Below are 16,908 nucleotides of genomic sequence, written 5' to 3' on the forward strand. Positions count from 1 at the left end.
CACACGTGCGCGGCGGGTCTGACCGATCCTGGTGCGAGAGAGATGGTGACACGGTGCATCGCGGGTCTCCGAGATTCATCAATTGCGCAATGAACATTGGAACGCCGTCTCGCGGCGCGGATGCGTCCGAGTTGTGCTGACCGTTTCACCCTCTCGTGAGGAGGGCGCAGGGAAGGCCAGGCGCCGACTGACGCCTGCGGCCCGCCTGCGAAAAGAATGCAGGCGGCAGGTACCACAGGTGCAGCCGAGATCACCCGGCCTTCCCTGCGCGACGGTTTTCACGCTTATACGCAGTCTCCCTGGTGCGCCGGGCTTTTTGGCCACCATCATCCGCGCGGCGCGCCAGCGCCGTCGCGAACTTGACACCAGCATCGGGGTGCCAGGACGCTGCGACTTCACGTCCGCGCCATGCCGTTCGTCGGCGTGCATGACGCACGCTGCGGCACAAACACGGCCATCGCTCCCCGCCCCGCGTGTCGTGACGATCGCGCGCAACGCCCCTTCATGGAGCGGGATGCGCGGAATAAAGCACAATTTCTGAAAAAAAGAAAGTGGAATTTTTAGGCGGGTGCTGAAATGTCGTGGGACGTTTGGATCGCGTCGCTACGCTTGCGATGATAGTGAGCGTCGTACTCGCGGCCAGTAGGCACGTCGCGACGAGCGATGCGCGGCGCGTCTTTGCCCACTCTACGAATTCACACTCCCTCAATGGAAATCCCGCGAGCGCGGCAGGATGCGGACGTTGCGGGGGTGGCTGACGCGCTGGGAGGGAGTGTCGGGATGATCGCGGCGGTCGTCGTTGAGCGGCTCGGCGGGCATCGGGCCGTGTGGCACGGCGCCGAGGCGGTCGTCCGACAGCAGCGCGAGATCGGCGCTGCGGTCGACCAGGCGCTCGGCGACGAGATGGACCACCTTCTCCGGGCTGCTCTGGATGCGGCCTTCGACCAGCACCAGGCGCGCGCCCATCACCTCCTTGCGGAAGGTCTCCATCACCTTCGGCCACACCACGATGTTGGCGATGCCGGTCTCGTCCTCCAGGGTCATGAACACGACGCCCTTGGCGCTGCCCGGCCGCTGCCGCACCAGCACCACGCCGGCGCACCGGACGCGACGGCGGTCGTTGGCATCATTGACGTCGCGGCAGGCCAGCACGCCTTCGGCAGCGAAACGCTCGCGCAGGAACTCCATCGGGTGCCCCTTCAACGACAGGCGGATGGTCTGATAGTCCGCGACGACGTGCTCCGGTAGAGGCATCTCGGGCAGCGGCCTGGCGCCCTCGTCCGGCTGCTCGCGGGCGATGGCAGCCTCGAACAGCGGCAGCGGCACGTCGTCGGGCAGCCGGCGCACGGCCCAGAGCGCGGCGCGACGGTCGAGCCCGAGCGAGCGGAACGCATCCGCATCGGCCAGCAGCAGCAGCGCACGCTTGGGCAGAGCGGTGTCGCGGGCGAAGTCTTCGAGCGAGGTGAAGGGACGGCGCTCGCGCGCCTTGATGATGCGGTCGGCCCAGTCGTCCTCGCGGTCGAAGATGTCGGCTTGTGTCTCGTTATCGTTGCGGGGCGATGCGTTTGCATGCTCTCCAAATGCACCAAGCGTTTGCGAGTTAGAAACAACTCCACCCACGCCGTCATTCCGGGGCGCCCGGAGGGCGAGCCCGGAATCCATAACCACGATCGGGAGTATGGATTCCGGGCTCGCGCTGCGCGCGCCCCGGAATGACGATGGGGAGAGAGCCTCCCCAGCACCTTTTGAAGATGTTGGAGCAGGCTGCGCCTTCCTCCGCAGCGCCTCCGACAATTTCCTGATCCGTTCCTCGTCGCGGTCGATCCAGCGGAAGCCGTCGATCTGGCGGAAGCCGAGGCGAACGGCGCAGTATTTGTCGTCGGTATCTTCAAGCGTGTTGTCGGCGAAGCTGTAGGACACGTCGATGTTCCGGATCTCGACGCCGTTCTTGCGGGCGTCACCGACGATCTGGGCCGGCGCGTAAAAACCCATCGGCTGCGAGTTCAAGAGCGCGCAGCAGAACGCGTCGGGGTGGAAGCATTTCAGCCAGGACGAGACATAGACGAGCTGGGCGAAGCTCGCAGCATGGCTTTCCGGAAAGCCGTAGGAACCAAAGCCCTTGATCTGGTCGAAGCAGCTCTTGGCGAAGGCGGGATCGTAGCCGCGCGCGATCATGCTGCTGACCATCTTCTCTTCATAAGAGCCGATGGTGCCGACGTTGCGGAAGGTCGCCATCGCGCGGCGCAGGCCGTTGGCCTCCTCGGGCGAGAATTTGGCGGCTTCGATCGCGATCCGCATCGCCTGCTCCTGGAACAAGGGCACGCCGAGCGTCTTGTGCAGCACCTTGTAGAGCTCATCCGCCGGGCCGTGATCCGGCGACGGCGACGGATAGCTCACCTTCTCCAGTTTGTTGCGGCGGCGCAGATAGGGATGCACCATGTCGCCCTGGATCGGCCCGGGCCGGACGATCGCGACCTCGATGACGAGATCATAGAAGGTGCGCGGCTTCAGCCGCGGCAGCATGTTCATCTGCGCGCGGCTCTCGACCTGGAACACGCCGAGCGACTCGCCTCGCTGCAGCATCCGGTAGACTTCGTTGTCGTCCTCCGAGCGGATATCGGAGAGCACGTATCGCTTGCCCTTGTGATCGGCGATCAGGTCGAAGCATTTGCGGATGCAGGTCAGCATGCCCAGCGCGAGCACGTCGACCTTCATCATCGACAACGCATCGACGTCGTCCTTGTCCCACTCGATGAAGGTGCGGTCGTCCATCGCGGCATTGCCGATCGGGACGTAACTATCAAGTCTATCCTGCGTCAGCACGTAGCCGCCGACATGCTGCGACAGATGACGCGGGAAGGTGATCAGCTCCGATGCCAGCTCCACGGCGCGGCGGATCATCGGATTGGCGGGATCGAGCCCGGCCTGGCGCACCTGCATGTCGGAGAGGCCGTCGCCCCAGCTGCCCCACACGGTGTCGGCGAGCACCGAGGTGACGTCCTCGGTCAGGCCCAGCGCCTTGCCGACGTCGCGAATGGCGCTGCGCGGACGATAATGGATGACAGTGGCGATGATCGCCGCGCGGTGCCGGCCGTAGCGGCGATAGACATATTGCATCACCTCCTCGCGTCGCGAATGCTCGAAATCGACGTCGATATCGGGCGGCTCCAGCCGCTCCTTGGAGATGAAGCGCTCGAACAGCAGATCGATCTTGGTCGGATCGACCGAGGTGATGCCGAGCACGTAGCACACGGCCGAGTTCGCCGCCGAGCCACGGCCCTGGCACAGGATGCCTTGGCTGCGGGCGTAGCGCACGATGTCGTGGACGGTGAGGAAGTAATGCGCGTAGTTGAGCTCGGCGATCAGCGCCAGCTCCTTGTCGAGGACAGCGCGCAGTTTGTCATCGAGATGGTCGCCGAAATAGGTCTTGGCGCCGGCCCAGGTCAAATCCTGCAGATGCCCCTGCGCGGTCTTGCCCGGCGGCACCGGCTCGTCGGGATATTGATATTTGAGCTGGTCGAGCGAGAACACGATGCGGTCGGTGAAACGGAGCGTCTCGGTCACAGCGTCGGGGTGGTCACGGAACAGCCGCGCCATCTCGTGTCCCGGCTTGAGATGGCGCTCGGCATTGGCCTGGAGCCTTCGGCCGATGGCCTCGATCGAGGCTTTCTCGCGGATGCAGGTCAGCACATCCTGCAGCATCCGCTGTCGAGGATGATGATAGAGCACGTCATTGGTGGCGATCAGCGGCACCTTGCTTGAAGCTGCGAGGCGCGACAGCCGCGCCAGCCGGCGCCGATCGTCGCCGCGATACAGCAGGCTGCCGGCCAGCCACACGCCTTCGGCGGGACTGTCTTTCAGCCGCGTGAGAATGGTGGTGAGCGCGGCTTCGTCGAAGCGATGCGGCGGCATCAGCACCAGCAACTGTCCCTCGATGAACTCAAACAGGTCCTCGAAGCTCAGGCGGCAATCACCCTTGGCGACCTTGTCCGCGTCACTGCCGCGCTTGCCGCGGGTGAGCAGCTGGCACAGCCGGCCGTAGGCCGCGCGGTCGCACGGATAGACCAGGATGTCCGGCGTGCCGCAGGTGAACACCAGCCGCGCGCCGTAGAGCAGCTTCGGTCTGTAACTCAGTCGGTCGTTACTCAACTCGCTATAGGCGCGCACGACGCCGGCCAGCGTGTTGTGGTCGGCGATGCCGATGGCGGTGAGGCCATATTCGGCGGCCTGGTGCACATAGTCCTGCGGATGCGAACCACCATGCAGGAAGGAGAAATTGGTGGTGACGCCGATCTCGGCATAGGGGATGGGAGTCATGGCGCGGCTGCGAAGGCTGGGGCGGCGCGTTGCCCATGCGATACGAAAGACAGCCCCTCACCAAGCGGCTTGCGCAGCTGCCCACCCTCCCCTGGAGGGGGAGGGTCGACGCGCGCACAGCGCGCGGCGGGGTGGGGTGAGCCCAACAATCGGTCGTCCTGACGTCGACACGTTAGGGCTGTGGGCGTCTCGGCTCCGGCGAAAATCGGCACCGTGCACGCGGATGGTCTGTCACCCCACCCCGGCTCGCATGCGCGCATGCGAGCCCACCCTCCCCCTCCAGGGGAGGGTGAGCAGCGAGATCGCCGCGAGAGATGTGCGATCCCGACCCTCATGCGAACAGGCCATGCATGTACCAGGCGGGCTGCACCGGCGGGCCCTCAGGCTGCTCGAACTCACGGTCATACAACCCGTCGCGATAGAGCCAGAAGCGCAGGCCGTGCTCGTCCTCGACGCGGAAATAATCGCGCGTGAGGCCCTGCCCGTCCGGCCGCCACCATTCCATCGCGATGCGCTCCGGGCCCTCGGCGCGGACCACGGCATGCGCGGCACGGCGCCAGACGAAGCGCGCGGGCGGGCCGTCCGGCACGCCGGCAATGACTTGGATCGCCTCGGGGTGCGCGAACAGCCGCAGAGGTCGCAGCGGCGGCTCGCCCTCGGCGCGCTCCGGCCAGGCGGCAGCAGTGGCGGCGGCGAGATTTTGCTGCGCCGGCAGCGGCAGCGCCACGCGCTCCGGAACATGGGTATCGACCGGCAGATGCACGACCACGCGCTTGCCGCCGATGCGCGCGGCGATGCGGTCGATCAGTGCCGACAGCTCGTCATTGTCGTGGACATGGGCATCGAGATCGCGCTGCTGCTGCACCACGATCTCGCTGCGGCCAGCAGCGAGCCGGATCATGTCGAAGCCGAAGCCGGGATCGAGCGGATCGTTCAGCGCCTCGAGCCGCTCGCGGAACAGCCGGTCGATGATTGCGGCCTCGGTGACCGGCTGGCCGGTGTCGACCGTGATCACGCGCACCATTCCATCGGTGCGGAAGAAGCAGGCCTCCAGCCGCCGCGCGCCCTTGCCCTGCTGCGCCATCGCCGCCACCAGCATCGCGGCCAGACGGGAGAGGCTGGCCGCAATCACCGTGTCGGTCGCGACCGGCTCGGCAAAACGCTTGTCGACGATGTAGTCCGGCGGGACCTTGCGCGGGCTGATCGGCGCATCGGCCTCGCCCAGCGCCTGCGCCAGCACGCGGGTGAAGGCGGCGCCGAACCGCGCGGTGATCTCGTTGCGGCCGCGCGCGGCGACGTCGCCGATGGTCTTGAGGCCGGCTCGGCGCAGGCCGAGCGTAATGGCCTCGCTGCCGCCGAGGGCGGCCACCGGCAGCGGCGCCACCGCGGCCGCCTCCTCGCCGTCGGGCACGATGCGGCCATGCACCTGGCGGTTCAGCGTACGCGCACAGACGGCGTTGGAGGCGATCGCCGCCGACACAATGAGGCCATGCGCGGTCAGCGCGTCGCAGACCGACTGCATCAGCCTGGCTTCGCCGCCGAACAGATGCACGCAGCCGGTGATGTCGAGCGACAACCCATGCGGCGGGTCGAGCGCCACCAGCGGCGTGAAGCGGTCGCACCAGTCGGCGATGCTCTCCAGCATCTTTGCATCAGCCGCCAAATCGGCTTCGTGCGCGACGAGGTCGGGACAGACCGCGCGGGCATTCGCCAAGGGCTGGTCGAGCGACACACCGTGGCACGCCGCCGCTTCGTCCAGCGAATGGATCAAGAGCGCATTGGCGTCCTTGATGACGACGACCTGCGGCTTGCTCTCAGGCGGAGCGCCTGTGAGTGCCCGCTGTCTTTTGATGCGATCGATGGGCAGGCGCGGCAGCCACAGGCTGAGGATCCGCCGCCGGTTCGTTGAAACGGCATGCATCGGGGGTCCACTCCATGATCCATCGTCCGGTCTGGCCGTGACGGTTGCGAATGAGCTCGACATCGAGGCGCGGCGCGCCCCACGCCATCCACGGGGCAACGAGCGGTGACGGCGCGGTGCGCACGATCCAGCGCGTCTCCGCGGTCGATGGCTCGGGCGCAGCCGCAATGCGCAACATGAGCGCGGTGACGCCGGATTCCTGCGCCGCCAGGGTCAGCTTGCGGCTGGCGACGAGATCGAGCTTTTGCGTCTCCCCCCACACCTCCAGCATCACGCTGCCGAGCGCATCGCAGGCGAGCGCGTCGGCGGCGGTGCGCAAGGCGTGGTCGAGATCGGGCGCGCACACGATGACGATGCGGCGCGGATCGAGGCCGAGCTCGGCGAGCCCGCTCATCGACAGCGCGCCCATCTCGCGCTCGGCGAAATCCTGCCGGATCCAGATCAGGGGCCGGTGCGCGGCGACACGCGCGGCAAGCCCGCACAGGAAGCCGGTCGCGGCTGCCGCCTGGCGGCCGGTCTCGGCGAACACCTCGTGCAGCGCGCCGGTCGCGAGCCCGCCCTGCAAGGTCGCGTCGGCCTCGTCATGGCCGAGCGCGACCCGGCGCAAATCATGTGCGCCATCTCCCGCCTCGAGACGGGCAATGCGGCCGCGCAGACGCGCGAGCGTATCCATGCGTGCGCCGGTCATCCGTCGCCGCTCCTCTTCAATCCATCGTGCGGGCGCTGCCGTTGTTTCAGTGATCAGGCAGTGAACCCGCGACGACCCTCTTTGTTCATGATACGTTCTAATATAAAGCTAACGCCTTCGAGAGAGTCAATCGGGATTGACCCGGGTGTGATTCAACGAATGGAATCAAAGGGATTCAAAGCCATGGAGCTGTTGCGCAAACTGGAGATCCTGGCCGATGCCGCCAAGTACGACGCGTCCTGCGCCTCCAGCGGTACCGAGATGCGGGATTCCCGCGACGGCAAGGGCCTCGGCTCGACCTCGCCCGGCATGGGCATCTGCCATTCCTATGCGCCGGACGGACGCTGCATCTCGCTGCTCAAGATTCTGCTGACCAATGCCTGCAACTTCGACTGCCTGTATTGCGTCAACCGCGCCTCCTCCAACGTGGCCCGCGCGCGCTTCACGGTCGACGAGGTGGTGAAGCTGACCATCGACTTCTATCGCCGCAACTACATCGAGGGACTGTTCCTGTCGTCGGGCATCATCCGCAGCCCCGACTACACGATGGAGCAGGTCGTGAGCGTCGCGCGCAAATTGCGCGAGGAGCATCGCTTCCGCGGCTACATCCATCTGAAGACGATTCCGGAGGCTGACGAGGCGCTGATCGCCGAGGCCGGCCGCTATGCCGACCGGCTCAGCATCAACATCGAGACGCCGCTGGAGGCGAGCCTGACGACGCTCGCGCCGGAAAAGGACCAGCGCGCCATCCGCCGTACCATGGGCCGTCTCCGGCTCAAGCTCGACGAGACGGCGGAGGCGAAGAAGACGGTGCGCCGGGCCAAGCCGCCGCGCTTCGCGCCGGCCGGCCAGAGCACGCAGATGATCGTCGGCGCCGACGAGGCCAACGACCGCGTCATCCTGTCGACCTCGGCCAATCTCTACGGCGCCTACAAGCTCAAGCGCGTCTATTACTCCGCCTTCAGCCCGATCCCCGATGCCAGCCGCGCGCTGCCGCTGCAGGCACCGCCTCTGGTGCGCGAGCACCGGCTGTACCAGGCCGACTGGCTGATGCGGTTCTACGGCTTCGATGCCGACGAGATCGTCGAGGAGAACGAAGGCATGCTGCCGCTCGACATCGACCCCAAGCTCGCCTGGGCCTTGCGCCACCGCGACCGCTTCCCGCTCGACATCAACAAAGCGAGCCGCGAGGAGCTGTTGCGCGTACCCGGCTTCGGCACCCGCACCGTCCAGCGCATCCTCGCCACCCGCCGCACCACCACGATCCGGTTTGCGGATCTCGCCCGGCTCAACGTTGTCAGGAACAAGGTCCTGCCGTTCATCGTTCTCTCCGACCACCGGCCACAGCCGTCTCTGCTCGACGGTGCCGGGCTGGCGGCCCGGCTGCGGCCCAAACCGCAGCAGCTGGGATTTGGGTTCTAATTGAACGTCGTGGCGAAGACCGAAGCCAGGAAACAGCCGTCATTCCGGGGCGATGCGAAGCATCGAACCCGGAATCTCGAGATTCCGCGTTCGCCTCTGCGAAGCGCCCCGGAATGACGCGGCGGCTTCGCTCGCAATGACGAGAGAGGTGAAATGCACGTCGTAACCCTCGACAGCGACACTGATTTCGACGGCTGGCGTCAGGCGGCGCGGGCGTTGGCGATGAACGACGTCAAGCCGGCCGATGTCAGCTGGCGCGTCAAGGGCGCAGCGCCCGACCTGTTCGACGATCAGGCCGACACGCAGCTTCCCGAGGTGCCGAAGGGCGCGTTCTCAGTGCCGGCGAGCTTCATGGAGCTCGCCGAGAGCGCGATTCTGCACAATGATCCCAACCGCTTCGCCCTGCTCTACCGGCTGCTGTGGCGTCTGCGGACCAACCACGATCTCATGGAGATCGCGACCGATCCTGATGTCGCCCAGGCCAACGCGCTGGCGCGGGCGGTGCGCCGCGACGTCCACAAGATGCATGCCTTCGTCCGCTTCCGCGAGGTCGGCCGCGAGCGCGAGGCGCGCTACGTCGCCTGGTTCGAGCCGGAGCACCACATCGTCGAGCGCGCCGCGCCGTTCTTCGCCCGCCGCTTCGCCGACATGCCGTGGTCGATCCTGACGCCCGAACTCTGTGCGCATTGGGACGGCAGCCGCGTCAGCTTCACGCCCGGTGTGAGCAAGGCTGAAGCGCCGTCGGAGGACCGGCTCGAAGAGGTCTGGCTGCGTTATTATGCCAGCATTTTCAATCCGGCACGGCTGAAAGTGAAGGCGATGGAAAAGGAGATGCCGAAGAAATATTGGCAGAACCTGCCCGAGGCCAAGCTGATCCAGCCGCTGATCGCGGCCGCCAGCCGGCGCACGTCATCGATGATCGCCGAAGCCGGCACTGAACCCCACAAGCCGCAGAAACGCGTCGAGGAGACTGCGATGAGCCGCAAGCCGAAAGCCCACCACGCGCCCGCTGCTGAGACCTCGCGTGATGTCGAGGCCGCCGATCTTGAGACCTTGCGCGAAGAAGCCGCTTCCTGCCGCGCCTGCCCGCTGTGGAAGGACGCCACGCAAACCGTGTTCGGCGAAGGCCCCGCGCATGCGCCGCTGATGCTGGTCGGCGAGCAGCCCGGCGACAAGGAGGATCTCGCCGGCCATCCCTTCGTCGGCCCGGCCGGCCAGATGCTGGACCGCGCGCTTGAAGAGGCCGGCATCGACCGGTCCAAGGTCTACGTCACCAATGCGGTGAAGCACTTCAAGTTCGTGCCGCGCGGCAAGATCCGGCTGCACCAGAAGCCGAACACGCCGGAGATCAAGGCCTGCCGGCAATGGTACGAGCGCGAGCTCGCCGCCGTGCGTCCGGCGCTGGTGGTGGCGATGGGCGCGACCGCCGCGCAAGCGGTGTTCGGCAAGATCACGCAGGTCACCAAGAACCGCGGTCATGTCGCCGACCTGCCCGACGGCCCCAAGGCGATGGTGACGGTGCACCCGTCCTACCTGCTGCGGCTGCCGGATGCCGACGCCAAGGCGCGGGAGTATGAGCGCTTCGTCGAGGACCTGAAGATTGCCGCGGCCGCGATCAAGCGCGCACATGCGGCGTGACGGGCCGGCATGGCCTCGACCGGGCCGCCCCCACGCGACAACGGGGCCTCAGGATTTGCGCGACGTGTAGACGTGCTCACGCAGCAAGGCCTGGATCAGCGCTGCTCGGTCGGGAAAGCCGAGCGACACCGCCACGTCCGTCTCGTCCCGGTCGGGTGCGCCGGCCTGCATCGCGGGCAGGTATCTCGCCATCAGCTCGCCCTCGCTGAGGCCATAGTCCGCCGGACTGCCACCGCCGTCGAGTTCCGTCTGCTTCAGCACGTCGCATTTGTCGCGCGCGCGCGCCAGCAGATCCTCGAAATGGCCGTCGATCCGCGCCCAGTCGGCCAGCGCATTCAGGGCCGAGCCGTTGAGCCCCTTCCTGAAAGATCGGATGCGCGCCTCGTCCAGCATCAGCTCCAGAAATTCCGACCGGGTCAGGCCGTTGCGCGCGATCCACGCCTCGAGCTCGGCCGGGTCCATCAAATCCCTGCTCTGGCGAAACCGGATGATCTCCGCGCTCAGCGCCTGCGCGTCGACCCTGACGCCGCGGCGCTTCGCCTCCGATGCCGCGAGAAATCTCGCGATCGCCTTGTCGGACAGGTCGCTGCCGCGCACGGCCAGCAGGCGCAGCTCGTCCAGCAGGTGCGGCGTTCCGTCCGGCATCACCGTCTCGCGCGCTGCGGCCGCCGAACGCCGCGCGTCCTGCATCAGGCCGTCCCATAGCTGCGTGTGCTCGAAGGCGTAATCGACCGCCTTGGGCACCGTGTCTCCGGCAAACCGGCGCCGCATCGTCTGCAGCATCTCCAGCGCATCCTCGCGCTTCTGGTCGACGCGGTGATCCGGCAGCCAGGCCTCCAGCGCGTCGATCTCCTGCGCCGTCGGGCGACCGTCGGACCGCGCGCCCTGCAGCAGCGCCGGGTAGCTGCGCTCGGGATAGAAGCTCGCCTTGCCGAGCGCCTCCAGGACCAGGCGGGACGCCTCCGAGATCACGCCCTGGTCGACCGCCTTCTGCAAGGTGAAGCGGATGTTGACCAGCGGCTCGGACAGCGCGGGAAAGCCGAGCTCAGCCGGCCCGTGAATCAGGGCGACCTCGTCGTCGGCCTCGAACACGCCGTCGCGATAAGCCGCGAACACCTTGCCGACGCCTTCCATGCCGAACGCGTGCAGCTCGGCCGCGCGCAGCGCGCCCATGCTGGCGCTGCCGAACACGTGGATGCCGTTGGCCATCGCCCACAGGATCTCCTTGTGCCACACCGAGGGCACCTGCTCGAAATAGCCGTCGATGATTCCGATCGCCGCAGGCTTCGCCAGCGCGGCACGATAGACGTCGCCCTGCTGCACCGGCGGGAGATACTCGGCCTCCAATTCGAGCGCCGCGTCGCGCGGATGCAGCGTCGGCCCGGTGAATACGATGCACGTCATAGCGGATGCCCCGATGGCTGATGCCGCGAGATCTGATCGCCGGCGAAGGCCCGCGCTCTGCGCCCCGGGCTGTAGTCAGGATTCTTGTCGAAGGTTTCGAGCCCCGGAATGATGATCCTCACCACGGGGATCTCGAACCTGCTCTTGGTGAGATCGACCGCAATCACCTGCCGGACACCGGCGGATTGCAGCCGTTCGAGAACCACGGCGAGATCATCGTTGAACGTCTCCGCTGCCAGCGACGGAGTTTCGCGCAGGCTTCGCGTCGGCGGGCTGTTCCGCAGCAGCGCCCGCTGCTCGCCGAGAAACTGTGCGGCCAACGCCTTCTCGTCATATTCCTCGCGGAACACGTCGTCGCGCGCGCCCGCGATCAGCGTCAGCCGGCTCTGCGCGGCTTCCGTCAGCGCCCGCAGGAAGGCGATCTCTGGCGACAGATGCGCGCCCATGCCCAACGCCGCGTAGAGATCCCGCCCCAGCTCCTCGTCACGATCGAAGATCAGGCACTGGCAGGCGGCGAGCCCGACATCGGAGCTGATGTCCCACGCCACGACCTCGAGGCCCGCGCGCTCGCACATCTCCAGCAGCCGCCGGTTGCCTTCGTCCTGAACCGTCTCGAGCGCGACGCGCCGGCTCTGCTGCTCGTCCGGACTGCGGAGGTGCCAGAGCGTGGTCGCATCGCGCTCCACGACCTCGCAGATGCCGTGCAGGACCGCCTCGATCAGCTGGTTGCCGGACGCCAGCCCGTTCGACGACGAGATGAAGCTGCCGGCCGGCATCTCCGGCCGCGAGGTCGACAGGTTCACCATCTCGAACGGCACCCAGACGTCGGCATCGGCCATGAGATCGCGCCCTTCGATCCACAGCATCTGCAGATCGGGATGGAAACGCCCGCCGGCGATCAGCGGCAAGTCCGCCACGTCGACCACCTCATGGTCGCGGATCAGCTCGGCATAGGTCGCAAGCTTCAGCGGCAATGTGATCGTCTCGGCGTGAAACAGCTCGATCGATTCCATCACGCCCGACGCCTTCGCAGCATCCAGGGTCAGCCCCTTGCCCTGCGACACCGAGACCGAGCGCGAGTTCGGCCGGCAGACCATGGTGACGGGAATGCCGACGCGGTCGAGACCCGTGACGTCAGCAATGCGCGTGATTCCCATTTCTCCCAGGAACGGACGCACCCGCTCGACCGTCTGCGACGGCGGCACCGACCGCTGAGTTCCCCATCGAAAGCTCTTCGGGACCGGACGCGCCAGACGATCCCGATGCAGTGCCGTTCCATTCGCCATCCGCAGCCTCCACACTCAACCGCCGCTGACGTCGTCGCATCAGCCCGCACGGCGGACATCGGCAAAGGCGCCGACCACGACGTTCTGCATCTCCTCGATCGTCTTCTGCACGTCGGCGTCGACCACCGACGAAAACTCCGCGATGCTGTCGAGCAACGGCTGCTTGCAGAAGCCGCGCAGGCAGAGCTGGATGCGCTTCATCGCGACGCCCTGCTCGAACGCGCCGGACTGCATCGCCAGGCTCCAGAAGTGCAGCAGGCCGTACCAGACGAAACAGGCCTGTAGAAAGGACGGAAACGGCAGCCGGCTGCCGCTCCAGGGCGAGGTGATGCGCGGCAGCGAGCCCTTCGCCGTCGAATCGAGGAACCAGGGCTGTTCCTGCTCCTGCATGTAGAGCAGCGCGTGGATGCCCTCATGGACGAGCGCATCGGCGATGTGGGATTCGTCGATCTCGGGAAGATGCGGGTTGGCGAGGAAGGTGCGGCCGATGTAGTAGCCGTTCGATCCTGACGAGAAGCTGCCCGGGCTCTCCGGATCCTTCTGCAGGATGAGCGCGATGTTGAAGCGCGCGACGAAGCGGGGAAGCCCCGCTTCGGTCCGTTCGAGCGCATCCAGGGACCGGTGCAGCAGATCGTGCAGCCGGTCGATTTCGTCCTCGGAGAACGGCGGGCGCTGCGGCGGGACCGGCCGGTCCTGGCCGGACAGATCCACCTTGACCGCATGCGGGCTGCCGTAATCGGTCACGGGCATGCCCTCGATCTGCGGCCAGATGCAGGCGCCGTCACGCCGATAGCCGCGATCGCCGAGCGCGGTCCACAGCTCCCGATCGGCGGTGATCTCGAGTCCCTGGCGCAAGGCCTCAGCCACGAATGAATCGCGCAGAAATCGTCCCTTGTCCTCGGCGTACCGGCCCGGCGCCGACAGCAGACGGAACGAGGTCTCGGGGGCATCGAGAACCCGCATGAAGCCGTCGTCCGCCACGCGATCCATCAGGCTGCGCAGTTCGTCCCCGCCCGCAGGGTCGTCGCGGCCGATCTCGCCGAGGGCTTCGCCCAGCTTCTGCGCGAGCCGGTCGCCATAGGTCGCAAGCACGCCGTCACACACCGCCTCGTAGTCATTCCAGCGCAGAACGTCAGGCATCAGGGTGATCGTCATCGTGCGCACTCCTTCCACGTTCCACTCTCGACCACGCCGCCTTGCAGCAGGCCCGCGCGACAGCGCGCATAAGTCGGCGATCGAGGTCCGACCTCAGCCGATGGCCGGAGATTCCTGCTGCAGCCCCACCGCCCGCCGCAGGGCGGTGTCGAGGAGATGAGCCCGGCGCAGCTTGGTTTCCTCCACCGACGTTCCCAGCCGCTCGCGGACGTGATCGAACAGTTTCAGGAGATCGGCGCACCACACCGTCGGATTGTTGAAGCCCGTCCGCGATGCATAGCGATGCGGAAGATAGCCGCCGGCACACGTGTCGCGCTCGCGGCACGCGCGACAGCCGTCGGGCAGCGGCATGCCCTCGAACACCGCCGCACGATGGAATTCGCCGGCGTGCCGGACGTCCATGAAGTCGGACGTCCGCACATTCAGGCCGGTGCGCGCGGCGCCGTCGTAGCAGACCCGCAGCACATCCAGCCCTTCGATCTCGCCATCGGTGTTGACGAACAGGAAGGTCAGCGGCTGGTTGCCGAGCATGTCGATGCGGCTCTCCCCGCCCTGGACCAGCCAAGCGATGTTCCAGAAGATCTTGATCCGGAGATCCAGCGTGCCGTCCCGCCACCAATCCTCGAAGATCGGGATCAGGAAATCGGCACAGGGTGTCGGTCCATACCGGTCGCGAACCGCCGCGATGGTGTCGTGGGTGAAATCCGGCAGCAGATAGTCGATGGAGGCCGGGCCCAGGCTCGTCAGATGGCGATGCACCGCGGCACCGCTCGCCCCGAGCTGGATCACCGACAGGAAGCGCAGCGGAATCCCGGCGCGGCGCAGCACGGCAAGGCCCTGCTCGACATCGCGATAGGAGCCACGCCCGGCATGATCGACGCGCAGGGCATCATGCACCTCGGGGGTTCCGTCGATGCTGATCCCGAGATCGATGTCGAACCTCTTGATGATCTCGGCCCAGCCGTCGTCGAGCAGCGTGCCGTTGGTCTGCATGCAGAGCTGCACCCGCGCGACGCCCGCCAGCCCCTCCTTGATCTTCCGGCACCATGAGCTGAACCGCTCCTGCTTGACCAGGCACGGCTCGCCGCCATGAAAGGTGATCGTCAGATAGCTCTGACCTGTTGCCTGGCAATGGCGGCGGATGCGGTCGATCGCGATCTCGACGACCTCATCATCCATGATCGCGGGCCGCTCTCTCCACGTGCTGTCGCCCTTGTTGTAGACGTAGCAATAGGAGCAGTTCAGATTGCAGCGCGACGCGACCTTGAACACGAAGTGAAGATGGGGACCGTCGTTCATTGGTACGCAATCTCGGCGGTGCGATCGACGAAGATGCGGCCGTCCTCGGTCAGGAACGGCCGGGCACCGTCCAGTACGACCTGCGCCTCCTTGAGCTTGGTCAGCATATTGGCAAGCTCGGCCTGATACTCGGCTGATCCGCCGAACCCTTGCTTCTCGGCCTCACGATAGAAGGCGCAGATGTAGGCGATGGCGTGAAAGGCCAGCAGGATCCCGCGCAAGGGCCGCGGCTCCGGCCGCAACGGCGATGCGTAGCGCCCCTGGTGCTGCGGATCCACCAGGGGTCCCGACGCCTCCGCCATGAACAGATGCAGATGCGCGGATTCGTGGACGATGGCCTCCATCACCTGCATCAGGCCGCCGAACAGGTCGGCGTAAACCATCCCGGGCACATCGGCTTGCGACCCGCTGCGGAAATAGGATCGCTCGCTGCTGCGCAGGGGGATCAGGACCCGCGTCACATCGGACACCCAATTCACGCACTCAGGAAACTTCTTCGCGGCGGTCACGAGGATCTCGAGCGCGTTCGTCACCTCGCGCGTCATCCGGGCCTGCTCGTCGAACGAGAGATCGGTGTGCTCGGCCCAGGTGTCGGGAATCGGGAATCCGAGGGAGTGGCACCCCACGTCGACCGATATGTCGTACGGCCATTCCTTCATCGGGAGCAGCCCAACCAGCTCGTTCAGGTCATAGGCGCCGGCCTCGATCCGGTAGCCTCCGACCGGCGACCACAAGGTCAACGGCTCCGGCGTCGTCAGCGACGTGGATGGGGTCGGCGCATTCGCCGCCGTCCAGATCGCCACCTGCAGATCACGCTGCGGGCTCTTGTCATGCCCCTCATAGGTGATGGAGTTCATGCAGGGATGACGAAGCCAGTCCGCTTCACGCGCGTTGGCTTCGATGAGCGACGCCTTGAGCGGCTCGCAGTCGAGGCCGAGGCGATCCTCCGGCTGCCATCTCAGGATCCTGTCGTTGAATTTTTCATGCCAGGCAGATTTCGACGGTCGCCAGGTCCACGCGTCACTCATGATCGAGCATGCCTCCGGAAATACGCCAACGAAGCCGGCCGCAAGCTGTCCCGCCGTCAGACAGGACCGCAACCGATGCCGGAATCAAGAGCAGCTATCAGGAAAGGTCACGCTGATGACGGCGACCATTGCCCGTCATCCGCACCAGCGAGTCGCGGGCGGGCCCACGACACGTCACGTCGGAAAGATCCGACATCGCAGGCCCGCTTCGCTCCGTCTTAGCCGAACGATCGATCCATTCACCTGACCGATTTCGGCGCGCCCCCCGCCTGCGGCACGCTAAATTGACCCTTGAGGTCCTTCACCGCCCGTACCTGCGTGAGACGCTCCGCAAGAGCCCCCAACACCGCGGGATCGTTGGCGATTTCACGTTCCATCTCGTCCGGACGCTCCATCGCCGCAAGGCGGCTGAAGACGATGCCGCGCGAGAATGGATTGGTCTTGCTGAAGATCGCTCCACGCGAGAATGGAACGCCTTCTGCCATGATGTCGATCTTCAGAGACGCGCGTGCGATCTCTGAGTCGACTACGGATTTCAGCGCCAGATCGACCTTCTTGCGCATTTCCGCCGGATCGCGATCAGCCATTCCTATACTCCCAGTCGGTTGAGAACCGCCATCGTTCAGAAAGGAAATAGCAACGTCCCGGTACAAGCTCTGTGATCTCGCGCCCTGAACTCACAGAACCTGAAGCAATGTAGCTGTGCTAAGCACTTCGCTCAGACTGTCCCAATTCGCCAGTCGTCGAAGC

The 16,908-nt window shown here is 66.2% G+C and carries 11 protein-coding genes; 2 read left to right on the plus strand and 9 right to left on the minus strand.

The genetic code is table 11. The features are described 5' to 3' along the window. Positions 1-705 precede the first annotated feature (705 nt). The 3 genes from ACQR13_RS09555 to ACQR13_RS09565 form a co-directional block, all read right to left on the minus strand. Positions 706-4,317 carry an error-prone DNA polymerase gene (locus tag ACQR13_RS09555; RefSeq protein WP_316225203.1) on the minus strand — a complete coding sequence of 1,204 codons (3,612 nt, stop codon included), beginning with the start codon at positions 4,315-4,317 and terminating at the stop codon, positions 706-708. A 331-nt stretch (positions 4,318-4,648) separates the two neighbouring features. Beyond that, entirely contained in the window at positions 4,649-6,238 is a 1,590-nt protein-coding gene (locus ACQR13_RS09560; protein WP_315749269.1) for a Y-family DNA polymerase, read from the minus strand. Then, the gene (locus ACQR13_RS09565; protein WP_315749266.1) at positions 6,132-6,926 is read right to left on the minus strand and encodes an ImuA family protein; all 795 of its coding nucleotides are present in this window, start codon (positions 6,924-6,926) and stop codon (positions 6,132-6,134) included. The genes ACQR13_RS09560 and ACQR13_RS09565 overlap by 107 nt, the downstream gene beginning before the upstream one ends. 183 nt (positions 6,927-7,109) lie before the next feature. Here ACQR13_RS09565 and ACQR13_RS09570 point away from each other — a divergent pair, with 183 nt between their 5' ends. Further along, positions 7,110-8,348, plus strand: a complete 1,239-nt coding sequence (locus ACQR13_RS09570; RefSeq protein WP_434862774.1) for a putative DNA modification/repair radical SAM protein — start codon at positions 7,110-7,112, stop codon at positions 8,346-8,348. 153 nt (positions 8,349-8,501) lie between these two features. Further along, positions 8,502-9,986 (plus strand): UdgX family uracil-DNA binding protein, encoded by a 1,485-nt coding sequence (locus ACQR13_RS09575; protein ID WP_316193959.1) that lies wholly within the window; start codon positions 8,502-8,504, stop codon positions 9,984-9,986. A gap of 48 nt (positions 9,987-10,034) precedes the next feature. Here the strand turns inward: ACQR13_RS09575 and ACQR13_RS09580 are convergent, their stop codons facing one another. The 6 genes from ACQR13_RS09580 to ACQR13_RS09605 all read right to left on the minus strand — a co-directional run bounded on the left by ACQR13_RS09580 (position 10,035) and on the right by ACQR13_RS09605 (position 16,745). Beyond that, positions 10,035-11,390 carry a TfuA-like protein gene (locus tag ACQR13_RS09580; protein ID WP_316193958.1) on the minus strand — a complete coding sequence of 452 codons (1,356 nt, stop codon included), beginning with the start codon at positions 11,388-11,390 and terminating at the stop codon, positions 10,035-10,037. Next, the gene (locus ACQR13_RS09585; RefSeq protein ID WP_316193957.1) at positions 11,387-12,676 is read right to left on the minus strand and encodes a YcaO-like family protein; all 1,290 of its coding nucleotides are present in this window, start codon (positions 12,674-12,676) and stop codon (positions 11,387-11,389) included. Before ACQR13_RS09585 ends, ACQR13_RS09580 begins: the two co-directional genes overlap by 4 nt. A gap of 39 nt (positions 12,677-12,715) precedes the next feature. Beyond that, on the minus strand, positions 12,716-13,831 hold the full coding sequence (locus ACQR13_RS09590; protein WP_316191764.1) for an aKG-HExxH-type peptide beta-hydroxylase: 1,116 nt from the start codon (positions 13,829-13,831) through the stop codon (positions 12,716-12,718). 93 nt (positions 13,832-13,924) lie between these two features. Beyond that, positions 13,925-15,130 (minus strand): radical SAM protein, encoded by a 1,206-nt coding sequence (locus ACQR13_RS09595; RefSeq protein ID WP_316170547.1) that lies wholly within the window; start codon positions 15,128-15,130, stop codon positions 13,925-13,927. After that, positions 15,127-16,158, minus strand: coding sequence for an aKG-HExxH-type peptide beta-hydroxylase (locus ACQR13_RS09600; protein ID WP_316170548.1), 1,032 nt, complete (start codon positions 16,156-16,158; stop codon positions 15,127-15,129). The genes ACQR13_RS09595 and ACQR13_RS09600 overlap by 4 nt, the downstream gene beginning before the upstream one ends. A 239-nt stretch (positions 16,159-16,397) precedes the next feature. Then, on the minus strand, positions 16,398-16,745 hold the full coding sequence (locus ACQR13_RS09605; RefSeq protein ID WP_315714878.1) for a hypothetical protein: 348 nt from the start codon (positions 16,743-16,745) through the stop codon (positions 16,398-16,400). Positions 16,746-16,908: the final 163 nt, after the last annotated feature.

The organism is Bradyrhizobium sp. HKCCYLRH3059, assembly GCF_051168035.1.
Lineage (GTDB): Bacteria > Pseudomonadota > Alphaproteobacteria > Rhizobiales > Xanthobacteraceae > Bradyrhizobium.

Bases quoted from the DNA above. Each gene is read 5' to 3' on its own strand.
- ACQR13_RS09560 (WP_315749269.1), bottom strand. From the start codon at position 6,238: ATGCATGCCGTTTCAACGAACCGGCGGCGGATCCTCAGCCTGTGGCTG.
- ACQR13_RS09570 (WP_434862774.1), top strand. From the start codon at position 7,110: ATGGAGCTGTTGCGCAAACTGGAGATCCTGGCCGATGCCGCCAAGTAC.
- ACQR13_RS09580 (WP_316193958.1), bottom strand. From the start codon at position 11,390: ATGACGTGCATCGTATTCACCGGGCCGACGCTGCATCCGCGCGACGCG.
- ACQR13_RS09555 (WP_316225203.1), bottom strand. From the start codon at position 4,317: ATGACTCCCATCCCCTATGCCGAGATCGGCGTCACCACCAATTTCTCC.
- ACQR13_RS09575 (WP_316193959.1), top strand. From the start codon at position 8,502: ATGCACGTCGTAACCCTCGACAGCGACACTGATTTCGACGGCTGGCGT.
- ACQR13_RS09600 (WP_316170548.1), bottom strand. From the start codon at position 16,158: ATGAGTGACGCGTGGACCTGGCGACCGTCGAAATCTGCCTGGCATGAA.
- ACQR13_RS09590 (WP_316191764.1), bottom strand. From the start codon at position 13,831: ATGACGATCACCCTGATGCCTGACGTTCTGCGCTGGAATGACTACGAG.
- ACQR13_RS09595 (WP_316170547.1), bottom strand. From the start codon at position 15,130: ATGAACGACGGTCCCCATCTTCACTTCGTGTTCAAGGTCGCGTCGCGC.
- ACQR13_RS09565 (WP_315749266.1), bottom strand. From the start codon at position 6,926: ATGACCGGCGCACGCATGGATACGCTCGCGCGTCTGCGCGGCCGCATT.
- ACQR13_RS09585 (WP_316193957.1), bottom strand. From the start codon at position 12,676: ATGGCGAATGGAACGGCACTGCATCGGGATCGTCTGGCGCGTCCGGTC.
- ACQR13_RS09605 (WP_315714878.1), bottom strand. From the start codon at position 16,745: ATGGCTGATCGCGATCCGGCGGAAATGCGCAAGAAGGTCGATCTGGCG.